This is a genomic window from Acidobacteriota bacterium (assembly GCA_019347945.1).
In the GTDB taxonomy this organism is placed as follows: domain Bacteria; phylum Acidobacteriota; class Thermoanaerobaculia; order Gp7-AA8; family JAHWKK01; genus JAHWKK01.
This window is the reverse complement of record JAHWKK010000023.1, coordinates 1-23,531: the sequence shown is the minus strand read 5'-3', so window position 1 is coordinate 23,531 and position 23,531 is coordinate 1. Positions and strand designations below refer to the sequence as shown.

12 protein-coding genes and 1 pseudogene are annotated in these 23,531 nt (G+C 62.3%); 7 read left to right on the top strand and 6 right to left on the bottom strand.

The features are described 5' to 3' along the window. Both KY459_13390 and KY459_13385 read right to left on the bottom strand, forming a co-directional pair. On the bottom strand, window positions 1-11,104 hold an 11,104-nt coding region (locus KY459_13390), incomplete at its 3' end, for an Ig-like domain-containing protein (GenBank protein MBW3565708.1). Next, the gene (locus tag KY459_13385; protein MBW3565707.1) at window positions 11,101-11,916 is read right to left on the bottom strand and encodes a hypothetical protein; all 816 of its coding nucleotides are present in this window, start codon (window positions 11,914-11,916) and stop codon (window positions 11,101-11,103) included. The genes KY459_13385 and KY459_13390, both read right to left, overlap by 4 nt. 378 nt (window positions 11,917-12,294) lie before the next feature. On the opposite strand from KY459_13385, the pseudogene KY459_13380 reads away from it, so the two are divergent. Continuing rightward, window positions 12,295-12,618, top strand: a pseudogene (locus tag KY459_13380) (prolyl oligopeptidase family serine peptidase). 155 nt (window positions 12,619-12,773) lie between these two features. Here the strand turns inward: KY459_13380 and KY459_13375 are convergent. Next, complete coding sequence (locus KY459_13375) at window positions 12,774-13,718, bottom strand: hypothetical protein (protein ID MBW3565706.1); 945 nt, start codon at window positions 13,716-13,718, stop codon at window positions 12,774-12,776. A gap of 194 nt (window positions 13,719-13,912) precedes the next feature. On the opposite strand from KY459_13375, the gene KY459_13370 reads away from it, so the two are divergent. The 4 genes from KY459_13370 to KY459_13355 all read left to right on the top strand — a co-directional run bounded on the left by KY459_13370 (window position 13,913) and on the right by KY459_13355 (window position 17,922). Beyond that, window positions 13,913-16,141: a protein kinase gene (locus KY459_13370; GenBank protein ID MBW3565705.1), complete on the top strand. Its 2,229-nt coding sequence runs from the start codon at window positions 13,913-13,915 to the stop codon at window positions 16,139-16,141. Between the two features lie 312 nt (window positions 16,142-16,453). After that, window positions 16,454-17,110 carry a hypothetical protein gene (locus tag KY459_13365; GenBank protein MBW3565704.1) on the top strand — a complete coding sequence of 219 codons (657 nt, stop codon included), beginning with the start codon at window positions 16,454-16,456 and terminating at the stop codon, window positions 17,108-17,110. Between the two features lie 119 nt (window positions 17,111-17,229). Beyond that, on the top strand, window positions 17,230-17,484 hold the full coding sequence (locus KY459_13360; GenBank protein ID MBW3565703.1) for a ribbon-helix-helix protein, CopG family: 255 nt from the start codon (window positions 17,230-17,232) through the stop codon (window positions 17,482-17,484). A 3-nt stretch (window positions 17,485-17,487) separates the two neighbouring features. Beyond that, a complete protein-coding gene (locus KY459_13355; GenBank protein ID MBW3565702.1) occupies window positions 17,488-17,922 on the top strand; it encodes a type II toxin-antitoxin system VapC family toxin in 435 nt (144 codons plus the stop codon). A 68-nt stretch (window positions 17,923-17,990) separates the two neighbouring features. Here the strand turns inward: KY459_13355 and KY459_13350 are convergent, their stop codons facing one another. Beyond that, window positions 17,991-18,152: a hypothetical protein gene (locus tag KY459_13350; GenBank protein MBW3565701.1), complete on the bottom strand. Its 162-nt coding sequence runs from the start codon at window positions 18,150-18,152 to the stop codon at window positions 17,991-17,993. Between the two features lie 234 nt (window positions 18,153-18,386). Between KY459_13350 and KY459_13345 the strand changes: the two genes are divergently transcribed. Together KY459_13345 and KY459_13340 are read left to right on the top strand one after the other, a co-directional pair. Continuing rightward, window positions 18,387-18,869: a nuclear transport factor 2 family protein gene (locus KY459_13345; GenBank protein MBW3565700.1), complete on the top strand. Its 483-nt coding sequence runs from the start codon at window positions 18,387-18,389 to the stop codon at window positions 18,867-18,869. Between the two features lie 306 nt (window positions 18,870-19,175). After that, the gene (locus KY459_13340; protein MBW3565699.1) at window positions 19,176-21,179 is read left to right on the top strand and encodes a protein kinase; all 2,004 of its coding nucleotides are present in this window, start codon (window positions 19,176-19,178) and stop codon (window positions 21,177-21,179) included. A 201-nt stretch (window positions 21,180-21,380) separates the two neighbouring features. On the opposite strand, the gene KY459_13335 is transcribed toward KY459_13340, so the two are convergent. Further along, entirely contained in the window at window positions 21,381-21,650 is a 270-nt protein-coding gene (locus tag KY459_13335) for an FAD-dependent monooxygenase (protein ID MBW3565698.1), read from the bottom strand. 1,048 nt (window positions 21,651-22,698) lie between these two features. Beyond that, window positions 22,699-23,250 (bottom strand): GNAT family N-acetyltransferase, encoded by a 552-nt coding sequence (locus tag KY459_13330; protein ID MBW3565697.1) that lies wholly within the window; start codon window positions 23,248-23,250, stop codon window positions 22,699-22,701. Window positions 23,251-23,531: the final 281 nt, after the last annotated feature.

The following is a 23,531-nucleotide window of genomic DNA, read 5'->3' as shown; positions in this document are numbered from 1 at the left end:
GATCACTGTAACGGCCGCCTCCTCGACCCATGTGACTTCCACCTCGATCATAGCCAGCCTGCACACTCTCGCTCGGGTGCGTCTGGTCCGGCGCGTACCCTTTCCCGCTCACGTCGATCGATCCACCTGGTCGAATCTCGAGTATGCCGGTGACATTAAGTTCGAGGCCCGATTCCAAGCCAGCCGTGTGCGTCACCTTTCCACCAACCGCAGCCGACTTCGGATTCAGCACGCCATCCACAGTCACGATGGAGTTGCAGGATGAAAACATGACATCCGATACAGCGATGACCGACCCCGGTTGAACGCTTAGTGAAGCCCCTTCGTAAACGAAGAGACGACCGAACGTGTGACCCCCATTCAGTGCCAGAGTTCCTGACGTTACCGCGATAGTTTGATTTTCGTAGGTATTATCGCCGTCACCGATCGTGACATCGTTCGTGATCGTTAGGTCAGGCTGCACGACGGTAATCGTCGTGATCGTGTCGTTGGAAAGCCCGGCGACGTTGGTCGCGATTGCCCGGAGTTCGAACGTCTGACCATCCGGAAGCGAAGGTACCGTGATCGGGCCCTCCCAGATGTCAGCGCCTGCCGTCGTCATCGGAACGATCGTCTCGACACCGGTCGCCGGATCGGTGTATCGGAGCTCGGCGGTCTCGACGCCGTTCAGAGTGTCACCGGTCGCATTGCCGAGTATGTGCAGCTTCAGAGTCGCCTGGAATCCTGCCGGATACATCGCACCAGCGCCTCCGCACGTCCAGGTCAGAACCGGCGCGTCGGGACTGTTGAACGGCTCGATCAGTATCGGCTGCACGGCTGACCCGGCGTTACCCGCGTAATCGTTTGCAACCACCACCACGTCGAACGGAACCGGGGTCTCGCCACTGACGGGCGGGAACGGCACCGTTCCGGTGAACTCGTCGGTCGTTCCGACACGGCTGAGTACAACCGTGTTGGTCTCGACCGTCGCCGTCACCTCGATGACACCGACTTCGGCATCGGTCACGCTCGCCCGGACCGGAACCCCTCCGGTGCTCGACTCGAGGAACTGCTGATTCTCAGTCGGCTCGAGAATCTGTACGGCCGGCGGATTCGTGTCCTCCAGAATCGAGACCGCGACCGAGTCGGTCGTCGCCGCACGATTCGGGTACGCATCACTCACTTCTATGTCGATCGTCAGTACCGAGCCGGAAGTCGCCGTCGGCGGAATGGGGATCGAGAAGATCTCGGAAGCGGTCGCAGTGCCGGGCATCCGCGTCCAGGTGTCCGTGGCTCCCTCGAGAGTGCTCGTCAGCGTAATCGACGCGACCGCGACGTCATCGACGGCGCCGACCGTCACGCTCACAGGGTTGCCGGGATAGATGGCGAGCGTCGAAGGATCGACGGTCACCGCGCTGATCACCGGCGCCGTATTCTCGACGACATCATAAGTATGTACGGCGGACTCGAGCACGCGCTCGGCGCGATCGACGAAACGGACCTGCAGAGTCGCCGGCCCAACCGTCGCATCGAATGGTACGGCGAGCGAATAGCCGCGATCGACGACCTCGATTGGCCAGCTCGTCGTCCAGTCGACGAGCGTTCCGTCGGCGAGTGACCAGAGAATCGCCGCTCGGGTGATACCCGCCTGGGACGCGGCACTCCAGGTCATCGCCACGGCAGAGTCCTGGATGATCGACGAGCCATCCGCCGGGAGAGTCGTGATCGAGCCGGTCGGATACGCCGACGGGTCGAGCACGATCGCTGAGGGGTCGATCGCCTGCTGAGCAGCAGTGATCGTCGAATCGACTCGAACGAGTGCACGCGGCCCCACGGTCAGCCTGTCGACGATCAGCGGTTCGGCGATCGACGTCGGCCGCGTCGAATGAGCGGAGGACGGATGACGGGGATCGAACGAGGAGACGAGCAGCTCACCGTTCGTGGCTCCCGGCAGCTGCAGCCAGACCGTTCCTGCACCACCGTCCATCCGGCTGGTCCCCTCCGCACTACCACCGTTGCGGCCACCGTGAGCCGATACGAGAGGCGAAACGCGAGAGTCGAGCGACGAGGGCAGATCGTATCTGGTCGTTGCGATTACCGCGATCCGTCCGCCACCCGCACCTCTGACGGCTCGATCGGCGCCTTCGTCATCACCACCACTCGCCGAGATCAAAGCTTCGTGACCGAAAACGATTGCGGAAGAGTGAAGCGAGATGCTTCCGCCGGCTCCGGCGCTCCACCGTCCCGTACCCGTGCCACCGTCGGCACGAATGGCTCCGGAGAGAGCAGCTACACCCGACACATCGAGAGCGATCGCTCCACCACCTGCTCCACCGGCGGTGCAGCACGTCTCGCGGCCTGCTCCACCGGCGCCCGGCAGGAGCGGCTGGGTGATGCTGCCATACGTTTCATTTGTCGCGACCTCGTCTGCAATCGAGCCATATCCGCCGTGAGAAGCTGACGCGGTCGAGCCGCCTTCGGTCGTGTTGCCAGCAGTTCTTCCGCGCCGGTCCTCATTACGAGCTCCGGTCGCGTCGACGCCCCACCCTGCCAGGTAACCCTGCTCGCTGACGTCGATCGACGAAGAGCAATCGACGTAGAGCGATCCAGCGATCGTGAGATCGACCCGGTGGTCAGCACCCGGAGCGGGCGTCACCGGAACTACGGTCGTACGGACGCTTCCCCCCTCGAGGACGATCAGGTTCGCGAGAGAGAGTGGCGCCGTCAGTACCAGCTCCGAACCAGGGCCTCTGACGAGCAGCGTCTGATTTCCGAAGGAAGCAGCGTTCGTCGGTGAGACCGCGACCACACCCGAGATCTCCTGGTCGACCGTCACCGCCTCGAGGGTGATCGGGAGCTCGACCAGATGCGTGGGATCCGCATCGTTGACGAGAGCCGTCACGCTCAGTGTCTCGCCGCTCGCAGGCATCACGATCGTCGGAGTCGCCTCGAAGAGATCGCTCGTTCCCACCCGGGTTGCCGCGAACGTTCCCTGCCCGGCCACCTCGAAGTCGACCGAGGTCAATTCGATGTCGTCAGTCGCGAACACTCTCAGGGTGAGCGGCATCGACAGACCCGCCGGGACGACCGCGCGATCGACCGGACAGCTCCAGGAAGCGCTCGGTACGGTCGGGTCGTTGACACCTGTCCAGATGATCTCGTGACTCGCGGTTTCGGAGTTGCCGCCATGATCCTCCGCCGTAGCCGAGATCACCACCCGCGTGTCAGCGTTACGAACCGGGACAGTGATCGAGCCCGACCGGAAAATCAGCGTCCCCGAATCGGAACCCGCCGAGGCGGAGTCCGCGAGAACTTCCCGCTCGTTCCCATCCCAGCGGAAGATCACCGCGCGCACTCCCGTCTCCGCATCACTGACGGTCGCCTCGATCTCGAACGTATCGCCGTGAGCGTAGCGAGTCTCCGCGGCGGGAAGGAGCGTGTAGACCAGTGGCGCGAGAGCATCGTCGAGAATCGCCAGTTGAGAGCTCGCATTCGAAGCCTGTCCGGTGGAATCGGTGACGGTAGCGGTGAAACTGACCGACGAGCTTTCCTGTAGATCGCCCGGCAGCACGACCGGGAAGCTCGCGGTCGTCCAGGCATCGGAGGTCGAGGCCCGTTTCACTTCGCTCGTGAACGTCTCGGTCCACGCGGTTCCGTCTGTTCGCGTACCAGTGACGTCCAGGTTGACCGAGACCAGAAGTCCCTCGTCATCAAACGAGACTGCTGCATCCACTGGCCGATTTGCGTAGCTTTCCGTCTGGGGCGTCAGTGCGACCGCGACGTTTGCGGGCGCCGCATTGGCGATCACCTGCAGCTCCAGATCGGCGGTATTGCTCTCATTGCCGGAGAAGTCGAACGCGATCGCACGAACCTTCATCGTCGACACGTTCGCCGGTGCCACGAACGTGTAGGAGTAGGGCGACGCGGAAGCGCTGATCTGGTAGACCGGAGTGTCGGAGTCGACTCGATACCAGTCGACGCGCTCGATGTCGGTCGAGAGCTCACCAGTCGCCGACCCGTTGCGAATCTCCGGCGTGAGGAGATACTGCACGCCCGCCACGAGAGGATCCGTGCCGTTCGGAGACGCCAGAGTGACGTATGGCGGCGTCGCATCCCAGCTGTAGAAATGGATCGTCTGAGGTGCGAGCGCGTTACCGTCCTCGTCTGCGATACCGGAGAAGCTCAGCCGGTAGAACGACTCCGGCTCGAGCTCGACCGAGGGTCCGAAGAAGAGGGACGTCGCTTCCGGGTTGAGGAAGCCGGTTCCCGGTATCGTCGCCACGACCGCTCCGGCATCGCCCGGCTGATCGATCTTCTGCAGCGTGATCGAGCCAGTCGCCGAGAAAGCTTCCGCATCGACCGGCTCGCTGAAACGAACCTCGAAGGTCGTCGATGCGTAGACCGGCTGCGCCGGATCGGGAAGAACCTCGAGGACTCGCGGCTCGGTGTAATCGGTCGTGCGGAAGATCACGGCCCAGGTCGATCCGAGTGTGAGTCCCGCGAGATCGGCGACACTCTCGCTGACGACCAGCGTGTAGAGCGTGTTGCTCGCCAGCGGGAAGGGTTGCCCGCTGACCGGGTTCGGTGCGATCTCGACGACGAACTCACCCGATGGCGTGAGATAAGAGCTGATCGTCGTTCCGACCGAGCCTCCATTGACACGACGCAAATCGAAGTGCGAGCTGTTGATCCGCGACGGATCGAGCGCCTCACTGAAGACGACCTTCATTCGAGAGTCGGGGGAGACGTTCTGCGCGCCGTCCTGCGGATAAATACTGATGATCGCCGGCGGTGTTGCATCGAGCTTCACCGCGGCGACCTCCAGAGGATTCGACGACGTGCTGGAGGTCGTGACGATCACCGTCTGACGGGCCCCGATCGTCGTATCGTCGGGACCGATGTACGCGAGTGCGACACTCAGACCGCCGCTCGTCGCCGGAATCCCGACGAGCGTGAAGCGGCCATCGGAACCGGTTCTCGACTCGATCGATCCGCCCGACCACGATCCGACAACTCGTGTTCCGACGCTCGGCCCACCTGCTTCCGCTTCGACGTATCCGCTGATCGCCGCATAGTCGCCGAGCTCGAGAGTGACTCGCGCCGGGATCGTCTGGCTCGTCACGACCGTCGAAGCGGCAGCGCTGAACTGACCGTCGAGTGAAGTTGCCTGTACCGAGATCGTCTGACCGAGGAGGAAATCGCGGAGAGTCGCCAGCCCGTTCGAATCGGTGTAGGTGACTTTGCTTCCCGCCTTCACCTGAACGCCCTCCGCTGGCATACCGCTACGGATGACGGTCGTCTCCACGTCGCCGTAAGCATCGAGGACGATCTGCAGAGGACTGGTCTCGTCGCCTGTCGGGAAAGACGCGGTTCGCTTCTCCTTCCTCTGTTCTCCTCCGAGCTCCGTCAGCACGACACTGTATGGCTCGTCGAGGAACATCCCCGGAAACTCGAGTGGATTCCCCTGCAGCGTGCGATGGTAATCGCCTCCCCGCTGCGTGACCGTGACCTCGACTGAAGGCACGAGCTGACCGGAGCTCGACCCGTCGTCCGCCGGCAGATACGCCTCGACGAAAAGGGAGCGCGTCTGCTCCAGCTCGAGCCGTACCTCGACTTCGGGACTCTCCTTCGACACCGTTCGTGTCGCGCTCGCACGGCGGTTCGAGTCCGTGTCCTTCGTCGAGAGCTTGACGGTACCTTCCCGAACACCGTTGAACTCGAACCGCCCGGTCGAGTCGGTGCTCGCGAGTGACGAGTAGTTGTCCGCCCGAAGTGTCACCCCAGCGCCGCCGACCGCTGCGTACGACGCTTCCGGATCGACCACGTCGCCGCGCACGATCCCGCTGAACTCGAGTTGCACGCGCGGGGTTGCGATGCCGAACGCGACCACCTCGAATGCTCCGCTCTCTCCGAATCGACCGAGCGCTTTCGAATATGCGGTCACGTTGTAGATCCCCTCGGGGACCTGCGAGACGATCACCTCACCCGCTCCATTCGTCGTCCCGACGTCGAACGCACGACCGGTCGAGCTCGATCCGATACGCAGAGTCACCTCGACGTTTGCCACCGGCGCGTAAAGATCGTTCGGGTCGACGACTTCTACGGAGACTTCGCCGACCCCGCCGTCTCCGATCGCAATGATCGGACGAAGCTTCTCTCCCTCGGTCGTGATCACGCCAGACCAGTCACCGCGGAGCTCCTGATTCCCCGAATCCCAGCCAGACACACGCAGGCCACCTTCGAAGAGATTTCCGATGTAGAAGGCTCCCGCCTCGTCCGTGGTGAGCGGAGCACTCGAGCTGCCGAATGTTCTGAAGGGATAACTGAGCTCGCGCAGATGGAACTTCGCGAGCGGAACGGGAGCGTTGTCACTCAGGTCTTCCGGTGTGTCGTCCGGAACATTGTTTGAGGAATCCAGAGGATCGAAGACTTTGTACGCCTCGTATACGACACGACCTTCAACCTGCCCCTGTCGTTTCATTACGATGCTCACGCCGGAGACGGGACCACCATTGGATGGAGTCGAACCGTTCGCACGACCGACACGGTAAGTTCCGTTCTGCGTGTGCTCAGCCATCACGATGAAGCTCGTTCCCGGACCCACCGCATCGAAGCGGAAACTTCCGTCCGGCGCGGTGATCTGCGAGCCCTGATCGGTACGGCCGTCGGAGAGACGAACGGTGGCCCCGGCGATCGGAGTGATGCCGTCTATGGCGTAGACGTAACCCTCGACCGAAGAGAGAGTCGAGAGCTGGAGCTGATGCGCGCGGCTGTCGTTCTGGTACTCGAGCCTTCCACTCGCAGCCGCATAACCGTACGTCGGATGGAGGCTCGAGACGCTGTAGCCAATCGATGCGGGCACCTTCTCGAATCTCGCCGCGCCCGCGAGACCATTTACTTCGGTCGAGGCGCTCCTGTACTTCGTCCTGGTCGACTGAGAGGCCTCATCCCATGCCTGATAGCGCATTTCGACGTCACCAATGAGGTCGATGTCCGCTTTCAGAGAGACGTCGACGGTTCCCTCGCCCGGCAGGCGAAGGACCTTCGTCAGGATCTGCCCGTCGAACTCGAGTGTCGCGGAACCCTTCACGAACTGATCACCGTACGGTCCGGCATCGGCGGGATCGTTCGTGTTCCACGTCCGAGGAGGAACTGCCCAGATGTCGTAGCGGCGATTCAGTTTCGCGTCGGGGATCTCGTACACGCCCGGCTCGCCGGCGACAGCCGGGTCCAGGACGAGTGGCGGGAAACCGGGCTCTATGACGCGATAGCCCGAAACGGGCTGGTTCCACGCGTCGAGGAGACGGATCCGGAGAGTCCCCCGCCCTTCACTCTGCACCGCGGGAACGAGGATCGAGACGGAGCTCGTCTCGCCCGACGTCAGAGTCGGAACGAGCGTCTTCCCAATCCTTTGCGTGACGGGATCCCACGCCGATACGGTTCGGCCACCCAGACTCGTCGGCACCGCGTCGTAGGCGAAGCGGCCGTTCGCGTCGGCCGTGACGACCTGCATTCCCTCGATCTGCACGAGGGCACTCGCAACGGGCTGGTAGAAGGAGGCGTCTCCGAGGTGCTCGAGATCTTCGCGATAGACGATTCCCTCGACCCTGGAGGCCAGTTCTGTGTCTGCGATTTGCAGAATCAGCTCGACGTCTCGTGTCTCTCCCGGAGCAAGATCAAAGTCCACCCCAATGCTCTGACGCGAGATCGACCACTCCGAGGCGAGTACCGTGATGAACCCGGAGGGAACGTCCTCGAAAGAGAATCGCCCATCTGTTCCCGTGTAACCGTCTACGAGGCCGAAGCCCTGCGTATAGACCCCGACGCGCGCCCCGGCGACCGGGGTGAGGTCGTCAGAGCGCAGGATGACCCCTCTGACCGTGCCGGTCTCGGGGAAAGGCTGCCGGAAGATCTCGAGGTTCTGCTCGAGCACCTCTCCCGGCGCCGTCAGCTCGCGAGCGGCGTGCGTGACGTTTCCGTCATCGTCACGAGCGGTGAACGTGAGCGGGCCGACCGGGAGATCGACCACCGAATAGAACCCGTTCTGGTCGGCCGTTGTGGAGCGGAACTGATCGAACATCGTGCTGCCGATCGTGATCGCGGCACCCGGGACCGCACTGCCGTCGTCGTAACGAACGTAACCCTGTGCAGATCCGCGCCCGAGGAACGTGAGGTTGACGATCGTCACTCGACCCGGCAGGCGGACAGCACCATCGAAGCTCGTTCCTTTCTTTTCAGGGGTGACCGCGCGCAGACCGAACGAACCGTCATATCCCGCGTCGATGTCTTTCGGGACGTACTCGAACAGGAACGCTGCATCGGGATCTCGCGCCGTGTCGTACTGGACCCCGTCCTTCGTATTCAGACGAACCTGGCTTCCCGGGATCGGCTCGCCACTCCCCGCCAGTACCTGCCCGAAGATGATCGCGGCGGGGCGATCATTGTCGATCGCGATCGGCGCCGGTGCGAACAGCGGCTCTCCTCCGAGAATCGGATCGATGAAGCCCCCGGTCTCGAGCGTATAGGACGCATTTACATGGAGCGAATGGTCGAATGTGAGGTCGACGATCCGGCTCCCTTCCTGGATCGCGGCCGCTGATATCGGGCGTTCTCCGTTGTAGTCGATCCCGGTCGTCTGCAATGAGACTGAGCCGCTGAAGAGACCGAGGAGGTCGACCCCATCGGCGACGCCGACCGGACGATTGAAGAGAACCGATACTTTATGACCACCCTGATCCTTGTGAAGGTCCTGACGCACGCCGAGAATGTCGAGAGCCGGGGCGCTAACTTTTTCGCTGATCGCGGTCGCCACGATTACGCCACTCGAATCGCGCGCCTCGAGTAACGAAGATCCTGCTATTACTGTGATCCTGATCGGCTCTCCCGCAGTCCCGCTCACTGTAAAACGTGCGAGGAGAGCCTCTCCGGCTGCATCGGGATATACGATCTCCAGATCGACGAACCCGGTGACGTGCGGGGTCACGACGACGTCGTAGTCTTCCGCCCACATTCCTGACTGAGCCATCTCCGCGTACTGTCCATTCTGCAGATCGATCGCGTTGATGTCGGCAAAGGGCAGAGTCCGCGTGGTCGTCTCCTCGAGATTCGTACCGGAGGCAATGCCGCCACTTTCCCGGCCCTCGACCGCAAGGGAGAAGGGTTCAGTCGTACCGGCGGTCGCGTAACCGATTGCGAGCAGATGAGACTGGCGCCACAGCGTCGATTCCGCGTAACGACGTACGAGCGCGGCATGATCGAGACCTTCGGCTACGGCGGCTGTCGCGATCCTTCCGGTGAGCGTAGCCGCGGCGGTTGCCGCCGTCGCTTCCTGCCGGCGCAGCTCGTCGTACTCCGCCAGCGGGATCTGGTTTCCGAGCATGTCGAGCGAAAGACCGGCAAGTGCGTCGAGCTCGTTCTCGCCGATGAACGACTGATGTCCGGCGCCTGCGATGTCGACCGCACGACGAAAGATGTCGCCGCGCGTCACCCGCGGAAACTTCGCGGTTGCATTGTTGAGCGGGGCCGTCGCGAGGCCGTATCCCAAACCGAGAAATCGGCGATAGTCGTCGACGACCGTCGAGTCGACGTACCGCGCGTACCACGGCATGATCAGCGTCGCGGGTGAGAGCGGCAGCCCGGTCGCGCTGACACCCATCGACAGCTCGACCGCAGCGCTGATCGAATCATCGCTGACCGATCCTGCGGTCGCAAAGACGTGGCCTGTGATCGAGGGAACGAGCCGGTACTCGATGATCCCGGTTGCTCCCGCATCGAGTGTCCGCTCGTGATACTCGGGAGAGCCGACCGGTTGGCAGACGTTGCCGAGTGTGGCGGGACAGATCGGGATACCAGTCGAGAGCCGGATCGTCTGTGGCGACGGGCTCATGTTGGTCACGAAGGTGTGCGTCGAATATTCGATCCCGTCGCGAATCGTGTCGGGATGCGAGAACGTGATGTTGAAGCGCGGATCGTGCACCATGATCGACGCGCGTTGCTCGGCACGGAGCGGAATGTCCGCCTGACCCGGCACCTGGTACGTGGCGTTGATCTCCACGTCGATCGCATGAAGCCCGGAGTCGAGCGCCTCGAGGATGTACTCCGCCTCGCCGCTCGCCTGTGCGACGAGGAAGGTGACACCATTTTCCGCATCGACGATCGGTACGGCGGAACCGAACGATACGGCCGGCTCGGTCTGCTTCAGTCGCAATCCCGGCTCGGTAGCGAGATGTGCGGTGACCGAATCGAGAACGACGTTACTTCCATTCGGCGCTCCGTTCGAGACCGCGACGATCACACTGAAAAACTGATGGAGTACCGCGAACTCGTTCGGAATGACGATCGCGGCGGGAATGCTCGGTCGCGCCGGTCGCGGGTCGAGCTCGTTCGGCGATTGCGGAGCCGGGGGAAGGTCCTCGACGTTTTTCGGGACGAGCTCTTTTTCGTAGACCCGCGGAGGATCCCATCGAGGAACTTTCGTCTGTTCCGGTACCGGCAAAACGTACTTTTTCTCCTCGTCCGGAATGATGATCTCGCGCGTTCGCGTGTCAATGATCACCGGATACGGGACTTCGATGACCTCTCCATTCACCACGAACTGGAAGGTGTACTCATAGACTTCGTAGTTGGTGGCGTCGAGCATGATGCCGCGGGCACGCATCTCCTCCGGCGTCAGACGGCGGACTTTGAGGGAGGTCTGGAAGACGTCCGCGACCGTGATGGTGGCGACCGGCGGAGAGGCGTACTGCACGAACTCTCCCGCACGCAGCAACCGGATGTTCTGCAGCGTGTAAACGCCCTCTGCCGGGAGCCCCGGGATCTGGAACGCATGCCCTGGTGCGGTCGTCATCCGCACCGGCTCGTCGAGTCCGGGCCCGGTGAGCTCTCCTACCGCAACCAGATCGGGAACGACCGGCGCGAGCTCGTTCTTCTGGCCGGAAAAGATCGTCTGGATCGACGTCGGCAATCCGATTCCAGCTGTCGCCGCGGTCGTCTCGACTTCGAGTGATGCGCCGAGAATCGTCAGCCTATCGGAGGCGAGCGAGCCGGCGAAGAGAGGAACGCTGCTCAGCATGATGAGCAGAAGTCCGAGCCCTCGTGACCGAAGGCCGCGCGAGGCTGGGGTCAACGCCTGTTCTCCACGCCCGGAAGCGAATCGAGCTCGCGATGCATCCTCTGCATCGCCACCAGATCTCCCTCGATCTCCCTTGCGCCTTCCGGAATCGCAACGAGCTCGGCGGACGGCAGCTCCGAATCGATCCGGTCGACTCGGGTGACGAGCCGGAGCTCCTCACCATCGATCGACCATGTGACGATCTGCTCGACGGAAAGGGCGTGCGAGCGCCGATCGCTCTCTGCCGGTGATGAAACATCCATCACGACGTCCGAGATCACGCCGCCTCGATTCGGAAAGCGCGCTCCGGCCATCACTTCCGCCGCCGCCGCGCTGATTCGAATCGAACGATCGATGCTAACCTCGACCCGAGTCAGCCCGCTGAATCGACCGGCAGGCATTTCCACGACCCACGTCTCGGCCATTCGATTTGCAACGTTCCGCGGAGCCGCTCGCACGGGGCGAAGCTCGCCGGATGAGTCGTTGCGCCCGACCTTAACCTCCCTCGCGATTGGTCCGAGGTCTTCGCGTGCGCGAGCTATCGCCTCGAACGACGTCCGGCTGAACGTTCCGGCGCGGCGGTCGATCTCGATGATCAACTGCGTGGCGTAGTCGGTGATCGTCGTCCGATCGCCCCTGATGACGATGACGCGGTTGCCGCCGTAGTACTCGTCGATCCGATGAGTCGTTCCGGAGATCGGATCGGTGATGGAGCGTGTCAGGTGAAGCGGCTCGGGAAACAGCGCTGCCTCCCCGGCCGATGCGGAAACCGCGATGGCGAGAGCTGCTGCTGTCATGACGACCGTCATGAACGATGAATGACGCACGAGACCCTCCGGTACCCTGTCGCTGCGAAAACTTCCTGTCGCTTTCACCTACCTCAGTGGGCGAGCGGGACGTTTTCCTACCCTCGGTGGTGAAGAAATGTGGATTTTGCTCGGAGCGAGGGGGCAGAATAGCACGGCCCGGTTCCTCACAGGCAGAGCTCGGCGGTCCAACACCCGTAGGTTCTGCTGGCGGGGCGCGCGGAGCGCCGACTGAGGTATTTTGACTGGACGGATCGCGGTCGCGCGGAGACTTCCGGCTCCCCGCCATCCTGGGCGAATTCATGAGCCGGACCGAAGCCAACCCACCGCGACCGGTGCGCACGGATTCCGTGTCAATTCCCGTGGATCACCCCGGTGGCAGATTCGCACGACTGAACCGATGATCCGGAAGAGTTCGCGGCACTCCATGCGTACTCGCCGTATCACAACCTGCGCGAAGGAATTGATTATCCGGCGACGCTGGTCACGACCGCGGACACCGACGATCGTGTCGTCCCAAGCCACAGCTTCAAGTTCGCGGCGCGGTTGCAGGAGGCGCATGCGGGTGGGGACCCGGTTCTGATCCGCATCGAAACGCGGGCGGGACACGGCGGAGGGAAACCGACGTCGAAGGCGATCGAAGAATTCGCCGACCGGTTGACCTTCCTCGTCGACAATCTCGACATGACGATCCCGGAAAGGTTCGGAGGTCGGGCGCGGTAGGACGCGCGCGTCGACAGGTACGGCGTCCGTACTCGAACGGAGCACAGCGACACATAACCGTCGCCATCCCGTTCGATCAGCGCCGTCAGTTGTCTGGAAGCAATCATGGCGAGAGAGTGCTCGCCAGGACGTTCTTTATCGATTCCTTTACGAGCTCACTCCCCGACGGCCGCGACGACGTTCGCGATCGCGGACTCCAGCGTTCCCTCACCGTCGAGATACGGGTACCAGTGCGTCTCGATCGGTTCGCGGTATTGCGGCCAGGCTCGCGTCAGCAGATCCTCCGCGAACGGCGTGTACTCGATGCCCCGCTCCCCGAGGTACCTGCGGACGAGCTCGCTCGTCGTCGCGAAAAGAATCGCGTGCCACAGATCCCGTGGCGGCTCGTTCCCTTCCCCTGCCGCCTTTCGGAGCGCCTCGGATACCGTTCCGAATCGTGGATGCACGATGGAATGCGACGATTCGTGAAAGATGATTTCGAGCGCTTCCAGACCATGGTGGCCACGATCGAGACTCGACACCGTCGCAATCCAGCCGCCCAGCTTCCCCTCCATGGTGTAGGCCCCCAGCGCGCCTCCATAGGGAGCCACGTACACTCGGACCCGCTCGGGCCACGTTTCACCGTAGACCGATTCGTGCGCAGCAATGAGCTCCGCAGCGCTCTCCTCGAGCATCCCCGACACCAGGGAGATGAAGAACGCATTGGCCTTCGAGTGAGCGTCCCACCAGCGCTTCCGATAGATGTCTGCCACCGACTTCAGCGCGTCCGCCATCGGAGGGTCGACCCCGAGGATCGTGGCGTCATCGGCAACCTGCGTGAGCGCATCGCTCGTTACCATCATCGGAGGCGCCCAATGTGGGCTCCCCCTATCCACGGCATCCCGATACGCCTTGACCGCAGCGTCCCACGCGACGGCCTCCGGCTGCGACAGCACGGACAGATCGAGGTCATCGTACCCGCCCGCCTCCGCGAGCAGCGTTTGATGGAGACTCACCCAGAAGCTGTCGTGAATCTCGAACGGCCCGATCTCGATCGCCTTCGAGGAGATCGCCGGCAATGCGAGGCTGAATGCGGCGACCACGATCAGGGATTTCCGCATGCCGCGATTCTATCAACCGAGCTCGGATTTCATGGGTAGTTGTCACACCTTCGTTCGCTATCCACGCGTGGGTCTCATCGGCAACCAGAGGGAAAGAGAAAGCCTGTACCATAAACCAGTGTTGACCCGCCTTTCGCGAAGGGCTGGCGGCAGGCCCGCGCGCCCGACCCTGCTGACCGCCAGCCTGACCGCCAGTGAATAGTCACCGAATCCTCGAAGCCGGCTCGAAGCTCGGTCCCTATGAGATCGTCTCGCTCCTCGGTAGCGGCGGCATGGGCCAGGTGTACCTCGCGCGCGATCGACGTCTCGATCGCGACGTCGCCGTGAAAGTTCTTTCGCCCGCGCTGCTCTCCCGCCCCGATGCGATTCCCCGGTTCGAGCGGGAAGCCAGGGCGGCGTCGGCGCTCAATCATCCACACATCCTCCACATCTATGACATCGGCTCCGAATCCGGTACCTGGTACCTCGCGATGGAGCTCGTCGACGGAGAGACGCTGCGCAACAAACTCACTCGAATTCGCGATCGCGCGCCCCTGGTCGAGTGGCTGCGTCAGGTCGCCGAAGCGCTCGCGAAGGCGCACGCGGCAGGGATCATTCACCGCGATCTCAAACCGGACAACGTGATGATCTCCGCGGACGGCTACGCCAAAGTTCTCGACTTCGGGCTCGCCAAGCTGATCGAGCGCAACGTGGCGGCCGGCACCACGGGGGAAGACGGCGCGACCGCGATCCGGTCGATGAAGTCGGAGCCGGGACTGGTGGTCGGAACCGTGGGATACATGGCGCCCGAGCAGGCTCAGGGGCTCGAGGTCGACCACCGCGCCGACATCTATTCATTCGGCTGCATTCTTCACGAAGCACTGGAGCCACTGGATAGGGCCACGGACGGCGAGCTGCAGTCCATCGTCGGCCGCTGCCTCGAGCGCGACCGCGAGAGGCGCTACCAGTCGATGAGGGATGTGGCCGCCGACCTCTCTCACGCCTTGCGCGAACCTTCATCTGGGCGATTGCTCACGCCTCGAGCCGGAGGCAAGTCGATCGCCGTCATTCCATTCGACGATCTCAGCCCGTCGAAGGACAGCGACTACCTCGGTGAGGGAGTCGCCGAGGAGATCATCACGGATCTGTCGAAGATCGCGTCGCTGCGAGTGATCTCGCGCGCATCGGCGGCGCAGTTCAGGGGAACCAGCGAGCCCGCTCCTTCCGTGGCAACGGCTCTCGGTGTCGAGTATCTCGTGACCGGAAGCGTTCGCCGCGCCGGCGAGAGACTGCGAGTGACCGTGCAGCTTCTCGATGCTGGCAACGACGTAACGCTCTGGGCCGAGAAGTTCGACGGCACGATGGATCAGATTTTCGACATTCAGGAGAATGTGGCTCGCGGGATCGCTGCGGAGCTCCGTCTGAAGCTGACCCCCGAAGAGAGCGGGAAGATTCGCGAGCGTCCCATCGAGAACATACGGGCATACGAATGCTATCTCCGCGCGCGAAAGAACATGTTCAACTTCAGCGGAGAGACGCTGGACGCGGCCATGTCGGAGATCGACCGCGCGCTGGAGCTGGCGGGCGAGAACGCGCTGCTGTTCGCGACAAAAGGAATCATTCACTGGCAATACTTCAACGCCGGCGTGAGGCCCGATCCCGCGCAGCTCGGTGGCGCCGCCGAGCTGGCGGACAGAATCGAGCAGCTCGAGCCCGGCTCTCCGCGGGCGACCGCGCTTCGCGGACTGGTGGCGCTCTCACGTGGCGATCCAGCCACCGCCTCGAGACTCCTCAGCGCTGCGCTCGAAAAGGAGCCGAACGACGTGGACTCGCTCGGGATACTGACTGCGCTGTTCGTTCTTACGGGTCGCAATCACAGGGCACGTCCGCTGATCGCGCGGCTCCGCTCGCTCGACCCCATGGGCTATTTGAGCAGGTGGATGCCGATGATTCTCGCGAACATGGAAGGGAAGTTCGATGAGGCGCTGGAGGGCTTCCGCAACCTCGACGAGAGAGTGCCGTTCGAGACGGCCTATCGGATCCAGCTTCTGATGTTCGCCCGTCGATTCGACGAGGCAGCGGCAGTCTCCGAGGAATTGTTGCATCGGGCGCCGGAGGATCCGTTCACCCGGATCTCGGCGATGTGGCGCTTCGGCGCCGAGGGCGACCGCGAGCGCTTCGATGAGATGTTCACGGATGCGGTAGCGGCCACCGCGAGTCATGACATGCAGTACGCCTCGTGGGTCGCCGAGGCGTTCGGGTTGCTGGGTGATGCGGAGCGAGCGGTGAAGTGGATGGATATCGCGATCGGACGCGGCTACGCGGCGTACCCCTACATTGCTGAGCATGACTGGTTCTTCGATCGGGTTCGCGCCGATCCGCGGTTCGAGGCGATGCTCGAGCGGATGCGAATGAAGTGGCTCGAGCTCGACGCCGTGAAGTAGCGGCGAGGCCGGATCGGCTGGCAGCCTCGTCACACCAGCGTTAAGTTGAGTTTCAAGGTTTGACCCCAACTTTGCGATCTACTTTCGCCAGGTCAGATTCGCGCGCGACTGGAACCGAATAACGAAGGTGCGACCCCCTATACCCTATACCGACCCGTCGTGAAGGTGTGCGCCCAATGGGTGAACCCTAAACCCCGGTCCGTTCGCGACCTACCCCTTCGTAGAACTCTCCGCCCTTTTCACACGAACATCTACAATCGACAAGGAAAAACGAAGACCGGGCACTCGAACCTAAAACCTTGAGGGAATGTGATGAACGGACCAAGGCAACGAGCTCTGATGATCTATTCAATGACTCTGACTCTCCTTCTGGCATCTTTTCTCGTCAGCGGGCTGACACCGTCGGATGCTCCCATGGAGGAACTGACCGTTCAGCGCATCAACATCGTTGAGCCCGACGGAACATTGCGGATGGTGATCTCGAACCATGAACGGCTCCCCGGAATCATCGTCAGAGGGGAAGAGCGGCCGTTCGAACGATCTCAGGCGGGCATGATCTTTCTCAACGATGAGTCGTCGGAGATCGGCGGGCTGATCTTTGGCGGGCGGCGGGACGAGCAGGGCCGGATCATTGACTCCGGCGGCAGCCTCTCCTTCGACCGATATGAAGCCAATCAGGTCGTCCAACTCATCGGTGTGGAGGATCACGAAAATCGATTCGCCGGAGTGTCGGTGACGGATAGCCCGACCGGATCGGAGGTATACAGACGAGCGTGGCTCGGTCGAGGTGCCGACGGGATATCCACGCTCGCGCTCATGGACGGCAAAGGCAGGCGCCGCATGGTGCTCCAGGTCGAACCTGACGGCAGGGCCAGCCTTTCATTCCTGGACGAGACGGGAAAAATCGTGGACGAAATCGTCCCGGCATCTCCCCCGGTGACAGATACGCCCCCGATACCCATGGATTGACGGACAGTTAGCAATCCGGACCTCGGAGCGCACCAACTTCTACCGTCTTAATGGCAGTTGTTTTGACCCCTCCGCTCCGCCGAAATTATGCAGTGATGTAATAATGTTATGCTGTGCATATGAGAACCACAATTTCCCTCGAAGACCGTTTGGCGGAGGCCGTCAGGGCGAGGGCCGCCGAGGCCGGGACGAGCGTCAGTGCCTACATCGCGGCGATCCTGGACGATGCTCTGAAACGTCAGAAACCCGAGGAGGAAAGACCCTTTCGGCTGGTGACCGTCGGTGGATCGGGAACGCGACCAGGAGCCGATCTGGACCGCCCTCGCCAGCTCGAGGTAGCGGACGACGAGGACCGCTGGCGCGAGAAGGGTTGAGGCGTGCTGCTGCCGGACGTCAACGTCCTGATCTATGCTCACCGGGAAGACTCGACGCCCGAGCATCCCGCATTCGCGTCGTGGCTCCGGGAGCTGGCGACCGGACAGGCGCCCTTCGCACTCTCCGTTCTGGCTCTGGGAGGGGTGGTCCGCATCGTGACCAATCCGCGGATTTTTGTCAGACCCTCCACTCTGGAGGAGGCCTTCGCTTTCATCGGTGAGCTCGTGATGCGTCCGCAGGCCCGAGTGGTGGCTCCCGGCCCGAAACACATGCAGATCTTCGAGCGACTCTGCCGGCAGAGTGGAGCCACAGGCAAGCTTGCCGCCGACGCTCAGCACGCCGCGGTGGCCATCGAACATGGCTGCACGCTCGTCACCACGGACGCCGATTTCAACCGATTCCCTCAGGTGCGATGGCAGCATCCTCTGCAGAGGTGAGCCGACGATCGTCAGGAGCGGGGAGAAATATGCGGGGGATTGCCAGTTCATAAACGCAGATGACCATTTCAGTCACTGACCTGAAGACGCGATTGATCGAAGTCATGAGAAACATCGAGCGGGCGCAGACGTCCATCGACGCGGAGCGTCACGGTCGTGTCGTCGCGCGGCTCGTAGTCGTATCGTCGCGCGGCTCGTACCGGTGAGTCTCGACCGACTTCGGGAGTCATTCCACGGTGATCCGGCTGATCGAATCATCGTCGCGACTGCTCGCGCGTCCGGTCTGGAGGTGGTAGCTTGTGATCGCCGCTTCGAAGATCTCGTACCGACCGCCGTTTCGGGCGTAGACTGGCCGACCGGCCGGGAGTATCCTTCCCGAAGTGGAACATGACCGGTGAAGTTTGTTGAGCTCGACCCGCGGCCAGTTGCGAGACTGACCCGTTTTCTACATTGAGGAGTGACGTATGAAGCATGCCATCGTATACCTGTTCCTTGCCGCCTCCCTCGGATTCGCGTCGGGATGCGCATCCGTCCCGCAGGATGATCCCGAAGAGATGATTGCCGCAGCCCGAGCTCTCGATCGCGCGTTCGTCGAGGCGTTCAATCGAGGGGATGCGGATGCATTGTCGAACCTGAACTGGAACAGCCCCGAGGCCGTCCTCTTCCCTGCCGGAGAACTCGAAGCGCGAGGAATCGAAGCCATCAGGCGATCCAACGCCGGATTACTCGCTGCCTTGCCGGGAGCGAAGATCGAGCTGTTCGAGTCGCACCAGATGCCTGCGGGCGACGTGGTCATCGGCTATGGAAAATGGCGGCTCACCGTTCCCGGACCCGATGGCTCGACCACCGAGATCATCGGGCGCCACACCGACGTGAAGGCAATACGGGATGGGAGGTGGGTGTACCTGATCGATCACGCTTCTGTTCCGTTGCCACCTGCCGAATAGTCCGGATTCGCCAGACGTCACAGGCGCGCTTCCTCCGAGGCAGAGATCCGGCCGGCGCTCGAGCAACCGGCCCCACGAATCACCGCTGGGATCCTCCGGCATCGGTACGAGCTCGGTGTATCTGTCCCGGTCCGTCTGGCAGACGCATGCACCACCACCGCAACAATCTCGGCGTCTGTGGCGGCTGACCACTCCCGGAGGCTGAGTCGACCACCGAGATCCGGTGGCGGCACACCGGCGTGAAGGTGAAATTTGAACGGAGGGCGGGCCGGGATGTCGAAACCCCTGCACTAGAATGACCGGTACATGATCGGCGAGATCGTCTCGCATTACCGCGTGGTGAGCCAGCTCGGAGCCGGCGGCATGGGAGTGGTGTACGAAGCCGAAGACCAGCGCCTTCACCGGAAAGTCGCACTGAAGTTTCTGGTGGAGGACGCCGGCTATGATGCCGCCGCGACGCAGCGGTTCAAGAGAGAAGCGGAGACTGCGTCAGCTCTGAATCATCCGCACATCTGCACGATTCACGACATCGGTGAGCACGAAGGGCGACCGTTCCTCGTGATGGAGAAGCTCGAAGGTCAGACGCTGAGGCACCTGATCTCCGGTAAGCCGCTGCCGGTCGAGCGGGTGCTCGTTCTGGGAACTCAGATCGCCGACGCGCTTCATGCTGCGCACTCCGCGGGCATCATCCACCGCGACGTGAAGCCGGCGAACATCTTCGTCACTTCCCGGGGCGACGCGAAGCTTCTCGATTTCGGACTGGCGCGGCTCGAGCCGAAGCCGCATCTCACCTCTCGTCCCGGCGATGACCTTTCCACGCAGATCCGGAGGGACGAGCTCACCATCCCCGGAACGACGCTCGGCACGACCGCCTACATGTCGCCGGAACAGGCGCGAGGGGAAGCGGTGGACGCTCGCTCCGACATCTTTTCGCTGGGAGCAGTTCTCTACGAGATGGCGACGGGTCAGCGTCCATTCGAGGGAGCCACTCACGCCTCGATCTTCGACGGAATCCTCAACCGCGAGCCGGTTTCCCCTTCCGAGCTGAACCGCGAAGTTCCCCGCGAGCTCGAGCAGACGATTCTGGCCGCCCTCGAGAAGCGGGTGGAGCTGAGAGTCCAGAGTGCGTCCGAGCTGCGCGCTCAGCTTCAGCGACTCCTCCGCGACAGTTCGTCGGGAAGGGCCATTGCGGCTGGAGCGCCTGCGATCAGCCGAAAGCTGAGGAATCGGCGCTGGATGGCACCGGCCCTGGTCCTTCTGCTCGCGGCGGCTGGCACCGGCGCATGGCTCACGCATCGCGACGCCGGACCGACCGAGACCCGGATCGAGTCGGTCGAGGATCTGTACATCCGCAGCCGGTATCTGAGTGAAAAACATGGCGGAGAGGATCTACGGACCATCGCTGCACTGGAAGAGGTCGTCCGTCGAAAGCCGGATCATGCCAAAGCATGGGCAGCACTCGCCCGCTCATACAGTGCCCGTTTTTTCTACAGGGAGCCGACACCTGAATGGGAAGAAAGGGCATTTTTCGCGATCGAGAAAGCACTCTCGATCGACCAGAAGCTTTCGGATGCTTATGTGGCGCGTTCGACGCTGCTCTGGACCCCCGTCCGAGGGTTTCCTCACCGCGAAGCCCTCGTGGATGCCCAGCGCGCGATCGCTCTCGACCCAGGGTCATCGGAGGGTCACGCGATGGCTGCCATCATCCTGGCTCACGTCGGGCTCATGGATGAGGCCGAGCGCGAGATCGAGCTCGCGCGTGATCTCGATCCGAGTAAACCCAAGTGGGCATCGCGGCACGCGCATATCAAGCTCTGGCGCGGAGAGTGCGAAGCCGCCGTGGAAGCTTTATCCCCCTTGCCGTCTGCGTCACGAGCTGAGGCTCTGGCCTGCGCCGGCCGCATTGACGAGGCTGAAGAGCTTCTGCGCGAGCTGCCGTCGAACCAGAGCGGCTATCCCGCAGTGGTCCGTGCGCTCCTCGCGGCGAAGCGAGGAGAAAGAGAAGAAGCTCTGGGTCTTGTCCAGGCGGCCCTGCGGGATCGCGAAGAACGTCTCGGCCACTTTCACCACATCGCCTACCTCATCGGCTCCACCTATTCACTGCTCGGAGACCAGGAGGCAGCTATCGACTGGCTCGAGCGGGCAGCCCGTGATGGATTTCCATCCCTCTGGACCTTTCAGAATGATTCCAATCTGCTCGAGGTCAGAAAGCATCCGCGGTACGCATCGCTGGCAAAGCGGCTGGAGGAGCAGACCGTAGCTCTAAGGGAGATCTACGAGCGCCACAGTACCACCACTGCCTCGAACTGATCGATCCTCGATCAGCAAGGTGTGACCCTATGCCACCCTAGAAATGATCCGATCGCAGTTAAGTTGATTTTCTGGCTGTGACCCCAACTTCCGGTGGACACGACTGAACCGAATAACGAAGGTGTGACCCTCTTCCCGTGCGCATGAGCAACAAGCGACGATCCTGCATCTGGACCGACTCCTCGTGTATCACCTCGGCGGTCAGATTCGCACGACTGAACCGAATAACGAAGGTGTGACCCTCTTCCCGACGATGAAACTCTTGGGCGTGACTGAACGAACAGGTTGACCGACCCCAAGGTCATCAAGGATGTCCACGCCAGGAGGGTGAATCGTATGGGTCGAGAGGACCTGGTCGGATGGAAGTGGATTGCGATCCACCACCAGAACGCGCACTCCTGATCGCGCCAAGAAGGTGGCAAGAGCAGCGCCGGCACAGCGCGCACCCACGATTACTACGTCGTAATGCATCTTCTTTTCACCGCGTTGACTCCTGCACTGATGGGCTTCTTCGGCGGTGCCGCCGGGTCGTCATCGTGCGCTCTTATCCGCTTTTGGTATGGATGCAGCCCGATCCATGAGCCACCGGTCGTCGACTCGAACGAAGATGGCGGATTCCAGCCAATTCGGAGACGCCCAGGTTGTGTACGCTACGTCACCCACGATCTTGGTATTGAAATTCTCCAAGTTGTAGTCGTTTAGCGGTTGTCCCCCCGTCTCTCTTCCAATCCACGAAGGAGAGCCTCGAACTCGTCCATCCCCATTCGTTGACCGAAAATGAGGATTTCAAAGTCGGGCGTTGCATTAGCCCGCATGGCTGGATAATCGAACGCGTGCGCGTAACCGACAAACTCCGACGCAGCGGCCTCGACCGCGCTAATCTCTGCCAGCGCACGCTCAACTGCTGGCGCGCAAGCGAAGCAGAGTACGAGAAGCCCAAATCCCAGACTCCGTCTCATTCGTCGCCCCTTAAAGTCCCCATTCGTATTTGGACAGCGGTCTAACGGCTGAGGGTGAGCGGCCAACGCACGCCCACCAGCGTTTCAAAGTTGAGTAAGGTCGAACGTGCGCTGGTCCGCTCGACCTGTTAGCGGGATGTCGGATTGGTGCTCTCCGCAGCCATGATCCGACGAACTTCGCTAATCGGTGGTCCGAAATTCTGTCGCGTGTGGCCGCACATCCAGCACGAGCAGACGGCGAGATGATTGGCGTTATGGCGCACCCAGTCTGCGCGAAACCTATCGCTGATTCCGAAGATCGTCGCCACCCGCGATGCGCGCTCCCGCATCCGCTTAGCATGAGCACGGCGATCGGCTCTCGATTTTCTCAACGCCTCATCGGCTGATATCTCTGGTTCCATGATCCTGCTTAACCGTTCGCGCTGAGCGGCTGCGGCCGACCCAGCGGCAGTGAAAATAGAGTAGCAGAAAGCGAGGCCGCAGTCCGCTCGAGCGTGTCGAAAATTGCGAAAACTGGGGTCTACCCAACTTTCATACGGTCACTCCGTCGTACCGAGACATCAGCCGCCCGTCCGAAGTCGCTTCGACATGTAAATATCGGGCCGTCCACGGCCATTCGCATCGGGCATGACTCCCGTGACGACGTAACCCAGTCTTCGATAGAACAGGAAGGGGTGATCGCGTCCGAGGTCCCGGAGTTCCGCGATATGCCGCGGGACATCGTCGTACAGATCGATGTCCGCCAGAGACGTCATCCCTGCATCGTCATCGGTACCGAGTGTTGCAGTGAACGCGCCGCGGCTGCAGGCTTCGATCTCGAATGCCTCTGCCAGCGCGCGTCCGATTCCTCGGCGGCGGTACTCACGTCGAACGACCATCGGATGCAACTCCCACACGCGCCCAGCGTACTCGGGCAGGCCGCCGATCCAGCCCAGCAGAGTGCCCCCATCCAGCGCAGCGCGTGCGAAGCCCGTGCGGAGTACCGACGCGACCTCCTCGCGCGCCAATTCGAGCGTGGGCCACCCTCGCGGCTCGATGAACCCCTCGACCAGCAGCACTGCGGCCTGCTCGAGAATAGTCTCAGATTGTCTGCTGAGGTCAGTGATCTCCATACCCGAGTTCTCCGTCCGCCTAACGATCCCCGTTCACCGGCGCGGGCACGCCCCGGAGACGGCGGATTCCTGGGGAACCATGGTAATGGGGGTCACACCTTCGTCTTTCGATTCATCGCGCATTTTTGGGGCTCAAAAGCATTCTACTCCTCGTGGAGAATTGTCACGAAAGTTTCCCTTCCGAAGGAGAAGAGCGATCACTTCGGGCAACGGTTGGACTGCACCTGAGCGGCTCCTCGTGGATCAGATCAGCGGTCAGATTCGCGCTATGAACTGAATAA